Below are 16,555 nucleotides of genomic sequence, written 5' to 3'. Positions count from 1 at the left end.
CGCATTCGCTCGGCCTGCCCTGCGCCGTCGGTCTTCGCCTTTTGTGCTTGCGCTGACCTGCTCGGCATCACGGACACAAGCTTTTGCGCCCCGGTGGGGCGCATTTTGCGTTCGTGGTGGCCTTGGCAGTCTCCAGCTTTCTCCATCATGGCCCCGGTCGCCCGCAGAGTCCGCGTTGCGCTTGTCAGTGCCGGGCAGTTGGCGTCTAAGGGGGCCATGTCGCGCGCATTTTCCCAGAACATTGCCTTTCTTGTCGAGAACGCGCGCTGGCTGGTCGCGGGCTTTCTGCTGACGCTGTTTTCGTCCTTCGGGCAGACGTTCTTCATTGGGCTGTCGGGCAATGCGCTGCGCGAGACGTATCACCTCTCGGGCGGCGCGTTCGGGGCGCTTTACATGCTGGCGACGCTGGCCAGCGCGGCCTCGTTGCCGTTCATGGGCCGCACGCTGGACCTGATGCCGGGTTGGAAGGTGGCGAGCTTTACCATGCCGCTGCTGGCAGCTGGCTGCGTGCTGATCACGCAGGCGCCCAATGTCGCGGTGCTTGCACTTGCGCTCTACATTCTGCGGCTGTTCGGGCAGGGCATGATGACCGAGATCGCCTATACAGAGATCGGCCGCTGGTTTGTTGCCAATCGCGGCCGGGCAATGGCGATCATCGTGCCGGGCCAGCCTGCGGGCACCGCCGTGCTGCCGATCATCGTTGTGCTGATCGACGCGGCCAGCGGTGACTGGCACCGGGCCTGGCAGTTGTCGGCGCTGGTGCTGGTCCTCGTGGGTCTGCCGCTGATCGTCACGCTGATGCGGGTCGAACGGTTGCCCAACACCGCTGATGTCACCGCCCGCGCCCGGCCCATGGTGCGAGACTGGACGCGGGCGGAGGTGCTGCGCGACCCGGTTCTCTACCTGTTGCTGGCGGGCCTGCTGGCGCCGCCGTTCATCGGGACCACGATCTTTTTCCACCAAGGCTATCTGACCGAGTTGCGTGGGTATTCGCCGCTGGCCTTCGCGGCCTCGTTCCCGGTTATGTCGGCGGCGACGGTGATATTCGGATTTGTCAGTGGCGGGCTGATCGACCGGTACGGGTCTTTGCGGCTGTTGCCCTTCATCCTGATCCCGCTTGGTCTGGCGGCGCTGACGCTCGCCTTGGTCACGCCGGTCTGGGGGGTCTATGTTTTCATGCTGCTGCTGGGTGTCAGCTCTGGATTCACCGGCACGTTGATGGGCGCGCTCTGGCCCGAGGTCTATGGGTTGGCCAACCTTGGCGGGATCCGGGCGATCATCGTGGCATCAATGGTGCTGTCGACGGCACTGGGGCCGGGAATTACCGGCGTGCTGATAGATCTTGGCATCGGCTTGCCAGTGCAGATGCTGGGGATGGCGGCGTGGTGCGCCATCGCCTCGCTGATCCTTGCCACAGTGGCGCGCCGTATCGCCGCGCGAGCCGGTGAGGGGCTGGCCTAGCCCAGGGCGGGCGGCGGCGCAATTGCCATTTCAGCCGTGACATCGGCGTCGATCGGCGTGTCGTAGGTCATCAGCAGGTAGCCCAGCACCGAGTAGAACCCGACCGTTGCGATGAGGTCGATCACCGCGTGCCGACCGATGGCCGCGGCCAGTTCGGCCTCCAGCGCTTCGGGCAGGCGGCGCAGGTCAAAGAGGGCGTCCACCGCCCCAGCGATCAGCCCGTCCTCGCCCGCCGGGTGCCCGGCCAAAGCGGCGATGCGCGCTTCGGCAAAGCCGAGTTTGCGGGCGCGGCCGACGTGATGGAGCCATTCGTATTCCGATCCCATGCGATAAGCCGCGCGCAGGATCACCACCTCGGACCGTTCAGGGCCGAGCGCGCTGTCCTTTACGATGTGCTGACGCAGCGGTGCCCATGCCCGCAACAGCGCAGGATGGTGCGCCATCGTGCGGTAGACATTCAGCGCCCCGGCAAATCTGTCACGCAGGTCGGCAATCTCGGTGGGCCAGTCGCTGTCGCCAAGCGGCAGGCAGGGGGATGCGGTCATGTTCGTCTCCTTTTGTGCCAGCAACCCGATGGTCCGCCGTGGTGCAAGCGGTTTGCGGCGCTTGTTGAGGTTGGACGCAGGGTTTTCACATTCGGGGGCTTGGCGAAGCGCGTCGTGCGGGCCAAGACTGCACGCGAAGGACTGCAGGGGAGGGCGCGATGCAGACGTTCGGGAAGTGGCTGGGCCGATTGTTGATGCTGATCGTCGTCGGCTTGGCGGCGGGGTATCTGTACCTAGTCATGTCGCCGCCCGAATTGCTGCGGGTCGGTGCCGGATACAGCGCCAAGATCACCTGTTCGGCAGCCCTGATCGCAGGGCGTGACCCGGCGCAGGTGTTGGAGCGTGACGTGCAGGCGCCCGGTAACCCGCTGCTCAAAGGGTATGCCCTGGCAACTGACAGGGCGCAGGGGCTGGTCCATTCAGGCTTTTTGCGGTTCATCGCTCCGGTTGATGCCGTGTTGCGTCCTGGCCTCGGCTGCGCGCTGGCCCCTGATGGCAAGGATGCCCGCGTGCGCGACCAGACCGCGCCGCCCGCGCCCGGCCCTTCGACCAGCACGGCGCTTTGGCCCGCGGGCGAGGGGGTGGACCTGAGCGGGCATGACGCGCTGGCAGCCATACTGGCCGACGACCAGCTGGCCGGGCCGGGGATGCGCGGGATCGTGGTGGTGCAGAACGGCCGGATCGTGGCGGAACGCTATGCACCGGGTTTCGACGCCAGCACGCCGCAGCTTGGCTGGTCGATGACCAAGACCGTCACCGCGGCGCTGGTTGGCACATTGGTCGACTCGGGTAAGCTGCAGATGGATCAGGATCATCTGTTGCCGCAGTGGGCGGCCGATGACAGGGCGAAGATCACCGTCGCAGACCTGATGTCGATGTCATCGGGCCTGCATTTCAACGAGGATTACGGCGACGTCTCGGATGTCACCCGGATGCTGTTTCTGGAACCTGACATGGCAGGCTTCGTGGCCAGTCAGGCGCTCGATCATCCGCCGGGGACGCATTACAGCTATTCGACCGGCACGGCCGTTCTGATGTCGCGGATCTGGCAGAACGCGCTGGGCGACACGGCGACCGCGCTGGCATGGCCGCGCAAGGCGCTGTTTGATCCGCTGGGCATGGGCAGCGCGGTACTGGAGACCGACGAGGCGGGCACCTTTGTGGGCGGGTCATATCTATACGCTACGCCGCGCGACTGGGCGCGTTTCGGCCTGATGCTGTTGCAGGACGGCGCGTGGGACGGGCAGCAGGTGCTGTCGCCGGAATTCGCGCGGCTGATGCACACGCCTTCGAAAGCCGAGCCGGGCTATGGGCAGGGGATGATGTGGATGGACGGCCCATCGAGCGGCTTTACCCCCGGCGCAGACGTGGCGGCGGGTATTCCTGACGATGCCTACTGGATGGAAGGGCATGACGGGCAGACCGTTACCATCATCCCCTCGGCCAACGCGGTGGTGGTGCGAATGGGGCTGACGCCCGGGCGCCTTGATTACAAGCCGCAGCCACTGGTGGCGGCCATCCTCAAGGCGCTAGCCCCTAGCTGACCTCCACGCCTACGCCCGTCTGCACCAGCGTTATCCCTGCGCTGGTGTCAAACCCGCCGCCCGCGTCCATGCGCGCGCCGGTGACCGCGGCAGTCAGCCCGGCCTCGTCCACCTCGAACCAGAGGTAGAGGGCGGTGGTGGTCATCGTCGTGCCGAGGGCCAGCGCGTTGCCGCTCCGGTCGATCGCCTGCGCGGCGACCGGGGTGCCGGGCGCGCCGGGGTCATTGGCGCCGACGAAGACAAGGTCGATCGCCTGACCGGCGCCGCGGGCATGGCCCAGCACCTCGACCCGGTAGACGGCATCCTGCGACAGGTCCAGCCCGTCGAGCCGGACGTTGAACCGCCGCACCCCGCCGCTGCCCGTTGTGGCCAGCGTGCCGATCAGTACCGGCACACCCTGCCGCGCCTCGTTGCGTGGCATCCGCACCAGGCCCGTCGCCGCCTCGATGCGCAACGCCTCGGCAAAACTGGCACCATCGGGCGAGACCTTGATGACATAGTCGTCGTCGGCCAGCAGCCCGGTCAGCGCGCGGGTGGAAAAGCCGCTTTGCAGAACCAGTGCCGCATCGTCGCCCGCCGCCCCCTTGTTGATCTTGAGCTGGTGGCCCCCGCCGAGGTGGTTGAACAGGCTGGCCTCGGCCGCGACGGTCAGGCGGTTGGTGGCGTCGGGCGTGGCGTTCACGCCAAGCTCGGCCGTGCTCAGCCGCCCGGCGTTGTCGGACCAGCCGGCAGCGCCGAAGGTCAGGGTAATCTGCTCGGACAGGACGCGGGCCTGCCAGCCGGGGCGCGGCGCCACGAACTGCCACGCGCCGGTCTCGAACCATGCGATGGCATCGTCCTGCCCCGCCCAGTCGCCCGTCGCGCCGGAGGCCACGATGTAGCGGTCGCCTTCGGTCGGCGTGGCAGGCGGGGTGGCCAGATCGCGCGCGCTGACGGCCATCTGCACAAGGATGTCCAGCAGCCGCAACGCCTCGTTATGCGTGACGTGCTTTTGCGCCTGTGCGGGCTGGATGTAGGGCAGCGAGAGGTTGGCAGAGGTCTGGCTCATTGGGCACTCCGGCGGCTGGGCGTTCGGGGCGGAAAACTAGGCGCGGCGCGTTAACCGGGCGGCAATGCGCCGTGCGGCGGCCCGCGCAACGGGTGATCGGCGGTTGACCGCGCGCGGCGTGGCATGGTCTGAGGAATGCGGTACGCCACCTGCCAAGAGAACGCCGCCGATGACATCGCTTTCCTGTTTTACCGCCTACGATATTCGCGGCCGTCTGGGCCACGACCTTGACGAAGGTATTGCCGGCCGGATCGGGCGGGCCTTCGCGCGCGGGCTGGAGGCGCGGCGCGTGGTTCTGGGTCGCGATTGCCGCGCCTCGTCGGTGGCGCTTAGCGATGCGGTGGCCGAGGGGCTGATGCGCGAAGGTGTCGAGGTGCTGGACCTTGGCCTGTGCGGTACCGAGGAGATGTATTTCGCCACGACCCATTTCGAGGCCGATGGCGGGATCGAGGTGACGGCCTCGCACAACCCAATGGATTACAACGGGATGAAGATGGTGCGGCAGGGGTCGGCCCCGCTGGATCCCGCCACGGGCATGGCGCAGGTGCGCGCGCTGGCCGAGGCGGACGATTTCGGCGCCTCCCGCCCCGGCGGGGTGCGGGCCCCGGCCGTGGGCGCGCGCGAGGCCTACGTCGCGCGGGTGATGTCCTTCGTCGATGTCGCGGCGTTGCGGCCGCTGACCGTGCTGGTCAATGCCGGCAATGGTGCCGCCGGCCCGACGTTCGATGCCATCGCCGAGGCGCTGGCCGCCACCGGTGCGCCGCTAAGCTTCGTGCGGATGCATCACGAGCCTGACGGCAGCTTTCCCAACGGCATTCCCAACCCGCTCTTGCCCGAGAACCAGCCGGCCACGGCCGAGGCGGTGCGCGCCGCCGGGGCGGACATCGGCATCGCCTGGGATGGCGATTTCGACAGGTGCTTCTTCTTCGACGCGGCCGGGCGGTTCATTCCGGGCGAATACGTCGTGGGCCTTCTGGCCGAGGCGTTTCTTGCCAAGGAGCCGGGGGCGAGCATCGTTCACGATCCGCGCATCATCTGGAACACGCAGGACGTGGTGGCGGCCGCCGGGGGCCGGGCCGTGCAGACGCGCACCGGCCATGCCTTCCTGAAACACGCGATGCGCGATACCGGGGCGATCTATGGCGGCGAGATGTCGGCGCATCACTATTTCCGCGATTTCATGGCCTGCGACAGCGGGATGATCCCCTGGCTTCTTATCGTCGAATTGATGGGGCGCAGCGGCGCAGCCCTTGCCGAGCTTGTCGAGGCGCGGATGGCGGCCTTCCCCTCTTCGGGCGAGATCAATTTCCGCCTGCCCGATCCGGGCGCGGCCGTGGACCGGGTGATTGCGGCGCTGGGACCAGAGGCGGTGGCGCGCGACGATACCGACGGCGTGGGGCTGAGCTTTGCCGATTGGCGGTTCAACCTGCGCCGGTCCAACACCGAACCGCTGCTGCGCCTGAACGTCGAGGCGCGGGGCGATGCCGCGCGGGTGGCCGAGGGCGTTGAGCGGATCAAGGCGCTGATCGGGGCCTGATCGGCGGGCCCGCGCCTAAACGCCCTGCGCCCCGTTCCGGGATAGGGCCGGGTTTGCTATCACGGGGGCTGGACATCCTTGCGGAGCTTGCCCGATGACTGCCCTCACCCGTCGAGCCATGCTGGCGCTGGTCCTTTCCGCCACCGCCGCCTGTGCCCGCCGGCCGGTCGAGGCGGCGCCAGATACCACCGCGCTTCATCCCGGCGAGACGCCGCAATTGCGGTTGTTGATCAACAGGTATGCCGATGCTTACGGCGTGCCGCGCAGCCTGTTTCACCGGGTGATCCAGCGCGAAAGCAGCTACAATCCGGCCGCGCGCAACGGGCCCTATTACGGGCTGATGCAGATCTTGCCGCAGACCGCGCGCACGATGGGCTACGAGGGCCCGCCCTCGGGACTGCTCGATGCCGAGACGAATCTGAAATATGCGGGCCGCTACCTTCGCGGTGCGTGGATCGTCGCCAACGGTGACGAATCGGCTGCTGTCGGCTGGTATGCACGTGGCTACTACTACGAAGCAAAGCGGCTTGGCCTGCTGGTTGAAACGGGCCTGCGCGCCGCTTGAAATGCCCCGCGCGCCAGGCCATTGGAATTTCACGAAAGTGTAACGCTTGATTTACACTTTGACTGGAGTAAGCTGAGCGAACCGCCAGAGTCGCGCCAGCATGGCACCCTGGGGTGGACCGGCCGCAAAGAGCCAGGACAGCTTTCGACAGAGCCGCGCCGGAGGGGGACACGGATCATGCCGTCACTGGATCGAAGTTCAGCGCAATTCGATTCCGAGGCTTTCGAGGAAGCCGATAACGGAATTCAGCAACTGCGTCAGAAACTGCCCGAGGATGCCGTTCGTCGCCTCGCTCTCGAGGTGGTCACGCGGCTGATCGAACGCACTGCCGCGCTGCCCGAAACACTGCCTTTGCCGTCCGATGGCGACATCGACCACCTGTGCGATCTGCTGATCGCGGTCGATGCCCGGTCCTCGGCGCGGCATATCGAGGACCTGCTTGACCGTGGTGCGCCGCCGGAACTGATCTATCTTGGCTATCTTGCGCGGTCGGCGCAGCGGCTGGGCACGTGGTGGGAAGAAGACCGGGTGTCCTTTCTCGACGTGACGCTGGCCGCCGGGCGCATCTACGCCATCATGCGCGGGCTGCGGCCGCATTTCGCCCCGGTCGCGGGCATTCGACAGCGGCGGGCCATCTTCTGCTCGGTCCCGGGTGAAGACCATTTGCTGGGTGTCAGCATGGCGGCCGACCTGTTCCGGCGGCAGGGCTGGGACATTTCGCTGAAGGTTGGACTGGGACATAATGCATTGCTGTCGGAACTGGCGGCCGATCCTGATGCCGTGGTGGGCCTGTCATGCAGTGGACAACATTCGGCGGTGCCGCTGGCGCAGCTGATGGTCGCGATGCGGATCGACAATCCGAAACGGCTGATCCTCGTCTCGGGACAAATCATTGAAACGTCACCGGACGTGGTGCGTACGCTGTCGCCCGATGCGCTGGCCCCCGATGTGCCGACCGCCCTTGCAGAACTGGCGCGGCTTGCGCAACTGGCCGCGCCCGACTGAGGCGACCTTTCCGTTCCTGGCCCCGGCCGTTATGCTGCGCAGGCAAAGCCTACGGACCGGAGACCACAATGACCGCTGCCCTTCTCGTCATCGACATGCAGGTGGATTTCTGCCCCGGCGGCGCGCTGGCGGTGGCCGAGGGTGACCAGATCGTGCAGGGGATCAACGCGCTGATGCCCGATTTCGGGGTGGTTCTGCTGACGCAGGATTGGCACCCGGCGCACCATTCCTCTTTCGCGTCCAGCCATCCCGGCGCGGTGCCCTTTTCCGAAATGCAGATGCCCTATGGCCCGCAGACGCTGTGGCCCGACCACTGCGTGCAGGGCAGCCCCGGCGCGGCCTTTCACCCCGGCCTGAACACCACCCGCGCCGATCTGATCATCCGCAAGGGTATGAACCCTGCGATCGACAGCTACTCGGCGTTCTTCGAGAATGATCGCACCACGCCCACCGGGCTGGAGGGCTACCTGCGCACGCGCGGGATCGACGCGCTGACGCTTGTCGGGCTGGCGACCGATTACTGCGTGAACTACTCGGCGCTCGATTCCGCGCGGCTGGGCTTTGCCACCACGCTGCGCACCGATCTGGCCCGCGCGATTGATCTTGACGGGTCGCTGGCCGCGGCGATGAAGGGGATGCAGGCGGCAGGCGTGCAGATGGCCTGAGGCCTTGCCAGCCCGGCGCGACCTTGCTCTAACCGCGGTTCTGGAAGGAGCCCGCCCATGGTCGATATCGCCACCCGCGTCTGGAACCACAAGTGGAAGATCGACCCGATCGTCCGGTCGCTGATCGACACCGATTTCTACAAGCTGCTGATGTGCCAGTCGGTCTTTCGCAACAAGCCCGACACGACCGTCACCTTCAGCCTGATCAACCGCGCCAGCCATGTCCGGCTGGCCGAGCTGATCGACGAGGGCGAACTGCGCGAGCAACTGGACCATATCCGCACCCTGTCGCTGACCCGCGGCGAAAGCACATGGCTGCGCGGCAACACCTTCTATGGCAAGCGGCAGATGTTCCGCCCCGATTTCATGGAGTGGTTCGAAAACCTGCGCCTGCCGCCCTACCAGCTGGAAAAACGCGACGGCCAGTACGAGCTGACGTTCGAGGGCAAGTGGCACGAGGTGATGCTGTGGGAAATCCCGGCGCTCGCCGTGCTGATGGAGCTGCGCAGCCGCGCGGTGCTGCGCGACATGCGGCGGTTCGAGCTGCAGGTCCTTTATGCCCGGGCGATGACGAAGCTATGGGAGAAGGTCGAACGGCTGCGCGCCGTGCCAGAGCTGAAGCTGGCCGATTTCGGCACCCGGCGGCGGCATTCGTTCCTCTGGCAGGACTGGTGCGTGCAGGCCCTGCACGAAGGGCTGGGCGCGGCCTTTACCGGCACCTCGAATTGCCTGATCGCCAAGAACCGCGACATGGAGGCGATCGGCACCAATGCGCATGAACTGCCGATGGTTTATGCCGCGCTGGCCAAGGATGACGCGGCGCTGCGGCAGGCGCCCTACACGGTGCTGCAGGACTGGCAGGAAGAGCATGAGGGCAACCTGCGCATCATCCTGCCCGATACCTACGGCACGCCGGGGTTTCTGGAACACGCGCCCGACTGGCTGGCCGCCTGGACCGGCATCCGCATCGACAGCGGTGACCCGGCCGAGGGCGCGGAAACCGCGATCCGCTGGTGGCGCGACCGGGGCGAGGACCCGCGGCAAAAGCTGGTCATCTTCTCCGACGGGCTGGATGTCGAGAAGATCGCCGAACTTTCGGCCCGCTTCGCCGGTCGGGTGAAGGTCAGCTTCGGCTGGGGCACGCTGCTGACCAACGACTTTACCGGCCTGACGCCGGGCGACACGCTGGCCCCCTTCAGCCTTGTCTGCAAGGCCGTGGCCGCCAACGGCCGCCCCACCGTGAAACTCAGCGACAACCCCAACAAGGCGATGGGACCGGTGGAGGAGATTGCACGTTACAAGCGCGTGTTCGGGGTGGGGCAGCAGGTGGCGCGGGAGGTTGTGGTTTAGTGCGGGCGGCTATTCGAGATAGCCGCCCGCGTGAACCGGCTTATTCGTCGATCAAGATCGGCCACGCACGTTTTCCATACGTGCGTGCGTACAGCCTCTGACCGGTTTTTGGACACGTCCGCCATGGGCGAAAGACGTACCTCTTACCGGGAGGTGCTGGCGGTACGGGGTGTTTACCCATAGGCCATCGCTCCTTTGGAAGGTTTACAGTTGAAGCGAACACCGGATTCTGGCATACGTCAGTTGTTCGGCTGGATTTTGCTATCAACCTAGTGTTCGCGGTTAAATCCTACCACGAAAGCCGATCCCTAAGGGGTCGGCTTTCTTTTTCTCCCTCGTCGGTCCGCACTTGCGGGGCAGGACTACCGAGAGGGCGATGCTATTATCTTCATAACGATCCTTTCTGTCTTCGCGCCGTGAACACGCCATGGTCAGTTATAGCGACGCATCATCATCTGAGTCGATATACCAGAGTCCGTTCCGCTCCGTGTAACGGCCATCTTCGAGGCCTTTGCGCAGTTCGCCCCGAATTGTAGAAACCTTAATCATCCTCTCGTAGTCCGTTTGAGCGGCTTCTAAGATGTCTTGGGGCGACGAGCCAACATCATTTCGTTCGCTAAGCACGCGATCTGTAAGAGCGCGCGGCAAACCTTTCGGCGCCCGTTTACGGCCACCGACGGTCTCGGATGTTTCGTCGTCGTCCTCGTCGTACTCATGCCCAGCAATAGTAGGAGCCGGAGACTCGGGTGACAAATCGTTGTGTGTCGTAGCGAGACCTGAGGTCCTGCCGGAGAGAAGTGCGAGCATCTCCGCCTTCGCATCTGACTGCCCAAGGAGATAGGCCTCCGTTAGGGCGGCTCTAAACTCGGCAACCCGCTTATCAATCATTTTGACCCAAGCCTCACGTTTCATGACAGTCTCCCCGAATCGCCTCGTCAGGATAACAGCGTTTGCGGCGAACGGCAAGGGGTCGCGCCGGATAGCATCGTTAGTGCTGCGGGACGTTCCCAGGCGGGGGCACTGACTTGTGGGTTGGCGCAGGGCAACTGAACCCCTGATCAACAGAGATCTATCGAAGCTGCGACAATAACCCCTTTAACCGTGATCTTTCTGAAGGGCGTTTACAGCCAAGATTATGCCGAAACTTGGCGATATTCCGCGAAGCGCTCGCACCACTCTTCACCACCCGTTAACGAAAAAGCCAAACAAAATCACCGACCCACCACCCTTCCCCACGGGGACGCCCCTCACTCCTCCCCCTCCACCTTCCCCCTCAGCGCCTTCACTTCCCCCCGCACCTTCTTGCCCGCCAGCCGGCGTTTGACCGATCCCCAGGTCGGTTTCGTGGCCACGCGGCGTTTCGGCGCCACGGTCGCCGCCCGCACCAGTTCGGCCAGCCTTTCGCGGGCGATCTCGCGGTTGCGGGCCTGGTGCCTTGTGTCCTGCACGAAGATCACCACCGCCCCGTCGGTGGTCCAGCGGCTGCCGGCCAGCCGTTTCAGCCGCCGCTTGACAGGGTCGGGCAGCGAGGGCGAGCGTTCGGCCTCGAACCGCAGTTCCACCGCCGTTGACACCTTGTTTACGTTCTGCCCGCCCGGCCCGCTGGCGCGCACGAACTGTTCGGTCAGTTCCCAGTCCTGAAGGGTGATATGATCGTTGATGCGCAACATGGCTCGCCTTTTACGCGAAAAGGGCCGCCCGAGAAATGGGCGGCCCTTGACGAGAATGCAGGAGGTGGCGTCGGTTAGATCGCGCCAACCCGGGATTTGAAGTCAGCCAAGGGCTGCCCTAGCTGATCATCCTCCAGGCTGTCCCGACACACTTCTCCAATACCTCTTTAGACACTGGATCACCTCCTTTCATGGGTTTCAGACACCCTGAGCGTCGCACATATCTGGTGCAGGTCAAGACAATTTCTACCAGCCCTCGATTTCACGCCGGGCGTTGCAGCAAACGCCCAACAATGATGCGGAACGGCACCAGCGCAAAGATCGCGATCGCCAGCTTGACCGAGAAGTCGGCCAGCGCCAGCGACAGCCAGAGCGGCGCATCGGGGCCGATGGTCATGAACGGCGCAGGGCCTTGCGCCCAGGCCACCGCGCCATCGGCCTGCGCGCCGAAGATGTTGAACGTGGCCGAGAAGGCGATGGAGAAGAAGGTGACGGTATCGAGTGTGGAGCTGACCAGTGTCGAGACCAGCGGCGCGCGCCACCACGAGCCTGCCCGCAGCCGGTTGAACACCGCCACATCCATCAGTTGTGCCACGAAGAACGCCGTGGCCGAGCCAAGCGCGACGCGCAGCACCACCGCCGGGCCAAAGTCCAGCATCACCTGCGTGCCGATCAGGCTGCAGATGATGCCGGTCAGCGTGCCGGCATAGACCACGCGGCGCGCGGCCTTCGCGCCATAGACGCGGTTCATGATGTCGGTGACGAGGAAGGCGAAGGGATAGGTGAAGGCGCCCCATGTCAGGATCCCGCCGAACAGCAGGAATTGCACGAGGATGTTGGAGGTCACGACGATCACGGCCATCGCGGCCACGCCGGGAAGAAGGGTTTTCATGTCAGTGTCCGTTTTGGCAAGGGTGCGGCGACTTGGCCCCGATAGGGCAGCGCGCCTTACCGCCGGGGCCGGCCCGCGTCAATCGCTGACGCGGTATTCCACCAGTTGCGTCTGTTGCAGGAACAGAAAGTTGTCGTCCGAGACCATCGTCAGCCGGATCGCCCCGGTGCCGTCGCGCCATACCGACAGCCCCTCCAGATTGTCGAACTCTCCCACCGGGGTTTGCAGCAGCGTCTCCTCGCCGCTGCCGTCAAGGTTGAAGCGACGCACGCGGGTACGAAAGCCAAGGCCGGCATAGTCGCGCTCCAGCACGTAAAGCTTGCCGTCGGGGCCGATATCGGCGCCGGAAATCAGGAAGGGCGGGCGGCGCGGGATGGCAAACGGCACGGTCCAGCGGCCATGCGCAAAGCGGTATAGGTTGAACGGTCTGTCCACGCGGCCCGAGCGTTCGGGGAAGGTATAAAGCGTGCCATCGGGCCCGATCGCCAGTCCTTCGAGCGAGGCATTCCTTTCCATCTTTGCGAAGTCGGGGTGATCGGGCAGCGGTGTCGCGGCACCTCCGGCATGGCGGTAATGCCAGACCCGCGCGCCCCCTTCGAAAGAAATGTAGAGGCTGCCATCAGGGGCCAGCGCCAGCCCCTCGCTGTCGGTCATGCCGGGGCCAAGGCGGCGGCCGTTGGCGTCAAGCAACGGGGCCTGGGTGATGTCGGACGCGCCAGTGATCACCCCGTTCGTCCGGATGAGTTTGCCGGCGAACAGCCAGCCCCGGTCACTGAGCGCGTAAAACGCGTTGCCGTCGGCGGTCAGTTCCAGCCCCGAAAGACCCCCGAAATGCACCGACGGTTCGTGCCACGGAAACACACCTACAAGCGTCGCTTGCAGTGCATGCGCTGGGCCGGCCCAGAGGGCCAGGGCTGTCAGCAAGGGTTTCAGCATGGTTCAGTTCGCCTGCGCCACTGCTTCGCATTGTCCGGGCAATTCCGCCATCTGCAGCGGGCCGCGCGGTGGCGGCGGTGGCGGCGCATTGGGGTCGCGCGGGCGCGGCGGCGGCGGATGCAGAATGTCGGCCACCCATTTCTCGGCGTCAGCGCAGCCATCGCCCGGCGGCGGCGGGGCCTGCGGCACGCAGTTGGTCGCGCCGGGGGGACACAGCAAACGGACATGGAAATGCGTGTTGTGCCCGTACCAGGGCCGGATCTTGTTCAGCCAGCTGCGGTCGCCGGTCGCGTCCTTGCACATCTGCACCTTGGCGCCGGGGAAGATGAAGATGCGCGCCACGCGCGGGTCCTCGGCGGCGTGCCGGAGCAGCGCCATCACCTCGGGTGTCCAGTTGGAATTGACGTAGGCGCCGCCCGCGCGTTGCAGGTTGATCGAAGAGATCGCCTCGCGCTCGGCCCGGGTCAGGTTGAGACGGTCCGGCGGCAGCAGCCAGACATCGGCGTCAAGGCCCACCTGGTGGCTGGCGTGGCCCGTCAGCATCGGGCCGCCACGCGGCTGCGACATGTCGCCGATATAAAGGCCGTTCCAGCCGGGCAGGGTGGCGGCATAGGCCGACAGGTCTTCGAGAAAGCTGATGGTTTCGGGCTGCGCCCAGTTGCGGTTGCGGCTTAGCCGCATCGCCTGCCACGTCGGCCCGGTTTCGGGCAGTTGCACGGCGCCGGCCTGACAGCCGCGCGCGTAGCTGCCGATGGGCGAGGGCGTGCCGGCGCTGGGCGTGGCAAGCGCACCGAAAACCTGCTTGGCGATCCGATGATCGTTGGCCGATTGAGTCGAGACGGCGGCGGCAGCAACGCCGCCTTCCTCGTCAGCCGTGGTCGCGGTCCCGTGGCACCCGGCCAGCAGGCCGAATACCGCCAAAACTACTGCAAAGCGCCCCATTCTGCCCGGTCCCCGTCCTTGTTGACCCAGCGTAGCATCCAAAGCCCGATCAGGAAAAGGAAGATGACCGGCAGGAAGCCCAACTGGTTGCTGGCGGTGACCCAGGTGAACAGCGTGATGAAGAAAGGGGCAAGAAAGGCCGTGGCCTTGCCCGTCAGCGCGAAAAGGCCGAACGCCTCGGTCGGACGGTCGGGATGCGTGTGACGCACCATCATCGTGCGGCTGGCGGCATAGACAGATCCGCCCGCCCCGCCGATTGCCGCACCGCAGATGTAGAAGATGATGTCGGGCAGCGATGAGCCCGCGGGCAGCGGCATCACGAAGAGATGGGTACGCGACATGCCGACAATGATGATGCTGACCAGCGTCAGGATCAGCACGCTGGCGGTGATGACCGGCTTGGGCCCCAGACGCTGATCCATCAGCCCGCCGGCCCATGTGAAGATGGCCGCTGCGATGGCCGCGACGATGCCGAAAACGCCGATCTGCACGATGCTCCATCCCAGCACGAGGCCGGCATAGACGCCGCCGAAGGCATAGACCGCGTTAAGCGCGTCGCGGTAAAGCATCGAGGAGATCAGGAACCAGAACAGGCTGCGCCGTTTGGTGACGCCGACCAGCGTCGCCTTCAGATCGCGCCATGCGGTGGCCGCGCCGACGCTGCCGCGCGCCTTGCGCGGGCCGTCCTTCACCCATGCGAAGAACGGCACCATGAAGACCACGTACCAGATCGCGATGAACGGCCCGACAGAGCGGGTGCCTTCGCGCGTCGCAGGGTCAAGGCCGAAGAGGGGTTTGATCCCCAACAGGGTCACGCCCTTGTCGTTCTCGGCCAGAAGCAGCAGCATGATGAAAAGCGACACCACCCCGCCCCAGTACCCGAAGGCCGAGCCCGAGCCGGAGATGCGCCCGATCTCGGTGTCGTCGCCCAGCGATGGCAGGATCGCGTTGGTGAAGTTCAGCGCCGATTCCGAGGCGATGAAGCCCACGTAGAACAGCACCAGCACCAGTGTCAGCGTGGCGCCGTCCGGCGTCAGCCCCCAAAGAAGCGAGGTGCAGATCACGTAGATGATCGAGAAGAAGGCGATCCACGGCATCTTGCGGCCCGAACTGTCGGCCCATGCCCCCAGAAACGGCGCCGACAGCGCGATGACCAGCCCCGCCACCGTCTGGCCCGAGGCCCAGAGGCTTTGCGCATGGGCATCGGCGACGTTCTGCGCGCTGCCATCGGCCACGAATTTCTGCGTGGCGACGGAGGTGAAGTAGGGGCCGAAGATGAAGGTCAGGCCCAGCGTGTAGAAGGGCTGTTGCGCCCAGTCGAAACACATCCAGCCCCAGATCCGCCTGGCCTTGGAAATTGCCATTCCCGTCCCCCCGTTTTGCGGCCGATAAGACAGGCAAGCCGGGCATCTGGCAAGCGATGCTTGCGCTAGTCCTGCATCGGTGGCCACGGCCGTTGCGCCTCTGCCGCCGACCACGCCTGCACGAAGGGCGGCAAGGCGGGAGAAGGGCCGTCATGGCCCATCTCGCGGGCCAGTTCAGCGGGCGGCACCATGCCATTCGGCCCCACGATGGCGGTGCGCAGCACGACGTGATTGGCGCAGACGCCGTCCGGTTCCCACATCGACTGTTCGTTGTAGAGAAACTTGTCATCCCATCCCAACAGGCGGCTTTTCATGGTCAGCCGGTCGAACACCTGAATCCGACGGCGATAGCGGACCGTCGATCCCGCCACGGTCAGCCGATAGCCCAACCGCCGGGTCGCGGCATAAACGCCGTTGCGATAGGCCAGTGGAATGCGCCCGAGGTCATAAAGCGTCAGGGTGAACCCGTTGTTGAGTTCCATCCACACATCCAGGTCCCAAGGCCAGCAGATGTGTTGGCTGACATGGGTGCCGAACGGACCGACCGGCGGGTCATTTCGATGACGAAACAGCTGCCAGAACATGCGAGGCGCTGGATACATGGTTGCCCCCTTTTGCGAGTGCTTTTCCCGTCTTGGGGATTGCCGCGCCGCGTTGCAGCGACTAGTTGCGTTGGTGGCAATAAAGAGGACCCCGCGCGCATGCAATCGCTGTTCCAGATCCTGATGCTGTTACTTGGCGTCGCCCGCTTTTTCATCTTCGCCCATTTCATCATGAGCTGGCTGATCAGCTTTCAGGTGCTTAACGTGCGCCAGCCTTTCGTGTCGCAGGTCTGGTACGGGCTGCAGCGGATGCTGGACCCGATCTACAACCCGATCCGCCGGGTGCTGCCCAACATGGGCGGGATCGACCTTAGCCCCATCGTGGCGCTGCTGGGGATCGAAGTGATCCGCATCGTGCTGATGAATAACATCGCCTTTTTCTACTGAATATGGGGGCTGAGGCCCCTTGTTCCCCAAGCGCTGGTATGG

17 protein-coding genes are annotated in these 16,555 nt (G+C 65.3%); 8 read left to right on the top strand and 9 right to left on the bottom strand.

Annotated elements, in window-relative coordinates; translation table 11 throughout:
- Positions 1 to 216: 216 nt before the first annotated feature.
- The gene (locus GC146_RS16920; RefSeq protein ID WP_291841275.1) at positions 217 to 1,461 is read left to right on the top strand and encodes an MFS transporter; all 1,245 of its coding nucleotides are present in this window, start codon (positions 217 to 219) and stop codon (positions 1,459 to 1,461) included.
- Here GC146_RS16920 and GC146_RS16915 read toward each other — a convergent pair.
- Positions 1,458 to 2,006, bottom strand: coding sequence for a carboxymuconolactone decarboxylase family protein (locus tag GC146_RS16915; RefSeq protein WP_291841274.1), 549 nt, complete (start codon positions 2,004 to 2,006; stop codon positions 1,458 to 1,460). The genes GC146_RS16920 and GC146_RS16915 overlap by 4 nt on opposite strands.
- 158 nt (positions 2,007 to 2,164) lie before the next feature.
- Here GC146_RS16915 and GC146_RS16910 point away from each other — a divergent pair, with 158 nt between their 5' ends.
- The gene (locus tag GC146_RS16910; RefSeq protein ID WP_291841273.1) at positions 2,165 to 3,550 is read left to right on the top strand and encodes a serine hydrolase; all 1,386 of its coding nucleotides are present in this window, start codon (positions 2,165 to 2,167) and stop codon (positions 3,548 to 3,550) included.
- On the opposite strand, the gene GC146_RS16905 is transcribed toward GC146_RS16910, so the two are convergent.
- Entirely contained in the window at positions 3,543 to 4,598 is a 1,056-nt protein-coding gene (locus tag GC146_RS16905) for a DUF2793 domain-containing protein (protein ID WP_291841272.1), read from the bottom strand. The genes GC146_RS16910 and GC146_RS16905 overlap by 8 nt on opposite strands.
- A 169-nt stretch (positions 4,599 to 4,767) precedes the next feature.
- Here GC146_RS16905 and GC146_RS16900 point away from each other — a divergent pair, with 169 nt between their 5' ends.
- From GC146_RS16900 to pncB, 5 genes are all read left to right on the top strand, one after another.
- Positions 4,768 to 6,135: a phosphomannomutase gene (locus GC146_RS16900; RefSeq protein WP_291841271.1), complete on the top strand. Its 1,368-nt coding sequence runs from the start codon at positions 4,768 to 4,770 to the stop codon at positions 6,133 to 6,135.
- Positions 6,136 to 6,229: 94 nt separating this feature from the next.
- Entirely contained in the window at positions 6,230 to 6,700 is a 471-nt protein-coding gene (locus GC146_RS16895) for a lytic transglycosylase domain-containing protein (RefSeq protein ID WP_291841270.1), read from the top strand.
- A gap of 177 nt (positions 6,701 to 6,877) precedes the next feature.
- Positions 6,878 to 7,705, top strand: coding sequence for a B12-binding domain-containing protein (locus GC146_RS16890; RefSeq protein ID WP_291841269.1), 828 nt, complete (start codon positions 6,878 to 6,880; stop codon positions 7,703 to 7,705).
- Positions 7,706 to 7,773: 68 nt separating this feature from the next.
- On the top strand, positions 7,774 to 8,370 hold the full coding sequence (pncA, locus tag GC146_RS16885; protein ID WP_291841268.1) for a bifunctional nicotinamidase/pyrazinamidase: 597 nt from the start codon (positions 7,774 to 7,776) through the stop codon (positions 8,368 to 8,370).
- Between the two features lie 57 nt (positions 8,371 to 8,427).
- Positions 8,428 to 9,720 (top strand): nicotinate phosphoribosyltransferase, encoded by a 1,293-nt coding sequence (gene pncB, locus GC146_RS16880; protein WP_291841267.1) that lies wholly within the window; start codon positions 8,428 to 8,430, stop codon positions 9,718 to 9,720.
- A 435-nt stretch (positions 9,721 to 10,155) separates the two neighbouring features.
- On the opposite strand, the gene GC146_RS16875 is transcribed toward pncB, so the two are convergent.
- From GC146_RS16875 to GC146_RS16845, 7 genes are all read right to left on the bottom strand, one after another.
- A complete protein-coding gene (locus GC146_RS16875) occupies positions 10,156 to 10,632 on the bottom strand; it encodes a hypothetical protein (protein WP_291841266.1) in 477 nt (158 codons plus the stop codon).
- Between the two features lie 335 nt (positions 10,633 to 10,967).
- Positions 10,968 to 11,390, bottom strand: coding sequence for an alternative ribosome rescue aminoacyl-tRNA hydrolase ArfB (arfB, locus tag GC146_RS16870; RefSeq protein ID WP_291841265.1), 423 nt, complete (start codon positions 11,388 to 11,390; stop codon positions 10,968 to 10,970).
- Positions 11,391 to 11,652: 262 nt separating this feature from the next.
- The gene (locus GC146_RS16865) at positions 11,653 to 12,282 is read right to left on the bottom strand and encodes a queuosine precursor transporter (RefSeq protein WP_291841264.1); all 630 of its coding nucleotides are present in this window, start codon (positions 12,280 to 12,282) and stop codon (positions 11,653 to 11,655) included.
- 78 nt (positions 12,283 to 12,360) lie between these two features.
- Entirely contained in the window at positions 12,361 to 13,218 is an 858-nt protein-coding gene (locus tag GC146_RS16860; protein ID WP_291841263.1) for an esterase-like activity of phytase family protein, read from the bottom strand.
- A gap of 3 nt (positions 13,219 to 13,221) precedes the next feature.
- Positions 13,222 to 14,160, bottom strand: coding sequence for a penicillin-insensitive murein endopeptidase (mepA, locus tag GC146_RS16855; protein WP_291841262.1), 939 nt, complete (start codon positions 14,158 to 14,160; stop codon positions 13,222 to 13,224).
- Entirely contained in the window at positions 14,142 to 15,524 is a 1,383-nt protein-coding gene (locus GC146_RS16850) for an MFS transporter (RefSeq protein ID WP_291841261.1), read from the bottom strand. The genes mepA and GC146_RS16850 overlap by 19 nt, the downstream gene beginning before the upstream one ends.
- 65 nt (positions 15,525 to 15,589) lie before the next feature.
- Positions 15,590 to 16,126, bottom strand: a complete 537-nt coding sequence (locus GC146_RS16845) for an acyl-CoA thioesterase (RefSeq protein WP_291841260.1) — start codon at positions 16,124 to 16,126, stop codon at positions 15,590 to 15,592.
- A gap of 99 nt (positions 16,127 to 16,225) precedes the next feature.
- On the opposite strand from GC146_RS16845, the gene GC146_RS16840 reads away from it, so the two are divergent.
- A complete protein-coding gene (locus GC146_RS16840) occupies positions 16,226 to 16,513 on the top strand; it encodes a YggT family protein (RefSeq protein ID WP_291841259.1) in 288 nt (95 codons plus the stop codon).
- Positions 16,514 to 16,555 lie beyond the last annotated feature (42 nt).

Origin of the sequence: Limimaricola sp. (assembly GCF_016125575.1) — a bacterium.
In the GTDB taxonomy this organism is placed as follows: domain Bacteria; phylum Pseudomonadota; class Alphaproteobacteria; order Rhodobacterales; family Rhodobacteraceae; genus WGLM01.
The sequence above is the reverse complement of the archived record's forward strand: the minus strand, read 5'-3'. Positions and strand labels throughout refer to the sequence as shown.

Coding starts and splice junctions, on each gene's coding strand:
- GC146_RS16920 (WP_291841275.1), top strand. CDS start 217: ATGTCGCGCGCATTTTCCCAGAACATTGCCTTTCTTGTCGAGAACGCG.
- GC146_RS16915 (WP_291841274.1), bottom strand. CDS start 2,006: ATGACCGCATCCCCCTGCCTGCCGCTTGGCGACAGCGACTGGCCCACC.
- GC146_RS16910 (WP_291841273.1), top strand. CDS start 2,165: ATGCAGACGTTCGGGAAGTGGCTGGGCCGATTGTTGATGCTGATCGTC.
- GC146_RS16905 (WP_291841272.1), bottom strand. CDS start 4,598: ATGAGCCAGACCTCTGCCAACCTCTCGCTGCCCTACATCCAGCCCGCA.
- GC146_RS16900 (WP_291841271.1), top strand. CDS start 4,768: ATGACATCGCTTTCCTGTTTTACCGCCTACGATATTCGCGGCCGTCTG.
- GC146_RS16895 (WP_291841270.1), top strand. CDS start 6,230: ATGACTGCCCTCACCCGTCGAGCCATGCTGGCGCTGGTCCTTTCCGCC.
- GC146_RS16890 (WP_291841269.1), top strand. CDS start 6,878: ATGCCGTCACTGGATCGAAGTTCAGCGCAATTCGATTCCGAGGCTTTC.
- pncA (WP_291841268.1), top strand. CDS start 7,774: ATGACCGCTGCCCTTCTCGTCATCGACATGCAGGTGGATTTCTGCCCC.
- pncB (WP_291841267.1), top strand. CDS start 8,428: ATGGTCGATATCGCCACCCGCGTCTGGAACCACAAGTGGAAGATCGAC.
- GC146_RS16875 (WP_291841266.1), bottom strand. CDS start 10,632: ATGAAACGTGAGGCTTGGGTCAAAATGATTGATAAGCGGGTTGCCGAG.
- arfB (WP_291841265.1), bottom strand. CDS start 11,390: ATGTTGCGCATCAACGATCATATCACCCTTCAGGACTGGGAACTGACC.
- GC146_RS16865 (WP_291841264.1), bottom strand. CDS start 12,282: ATGAAAACCCTTCTTCCCGGCGTGGCCGCGATGGCCGTGATCGTCGTG.
- GC146_RS16860 (WP_291841263.1), bottom strand. CDS start 13,218: ATGCTGAAACCCTTGCTGACAGCCCTGGCCCTCTGGGCCGGCCCAGCG.
- mepA (WP_291841262.1), bottom strand. CDS start 14,160: ATGGGGCGCTTTGCAGTAGTTTTGGCGGTATTCGGCCTGCTGGCCGGG.
- GC146_RS16850 (WP_291841261.1), bottom strand. CDS start 15,524: ATGGCAATTTCCAAGGCCAGGCGGATCTGGGGCTGGATGTGTTTCGAC.
- GC146_RS16845 (WP_291841260.1), bottom strand. CDS start 16,126: ATGTATCCAGCGCCTCGCATGTTCTGGCAGCTGTTTCGTCATCGAAAT.
- GC146_RS16840 (WP_291841259.1), top strand. CDS start 16,226: ATGCAATCGCTGTTCCAGATCCTGATGCTGTTACTTGGCGTCGCCCGC.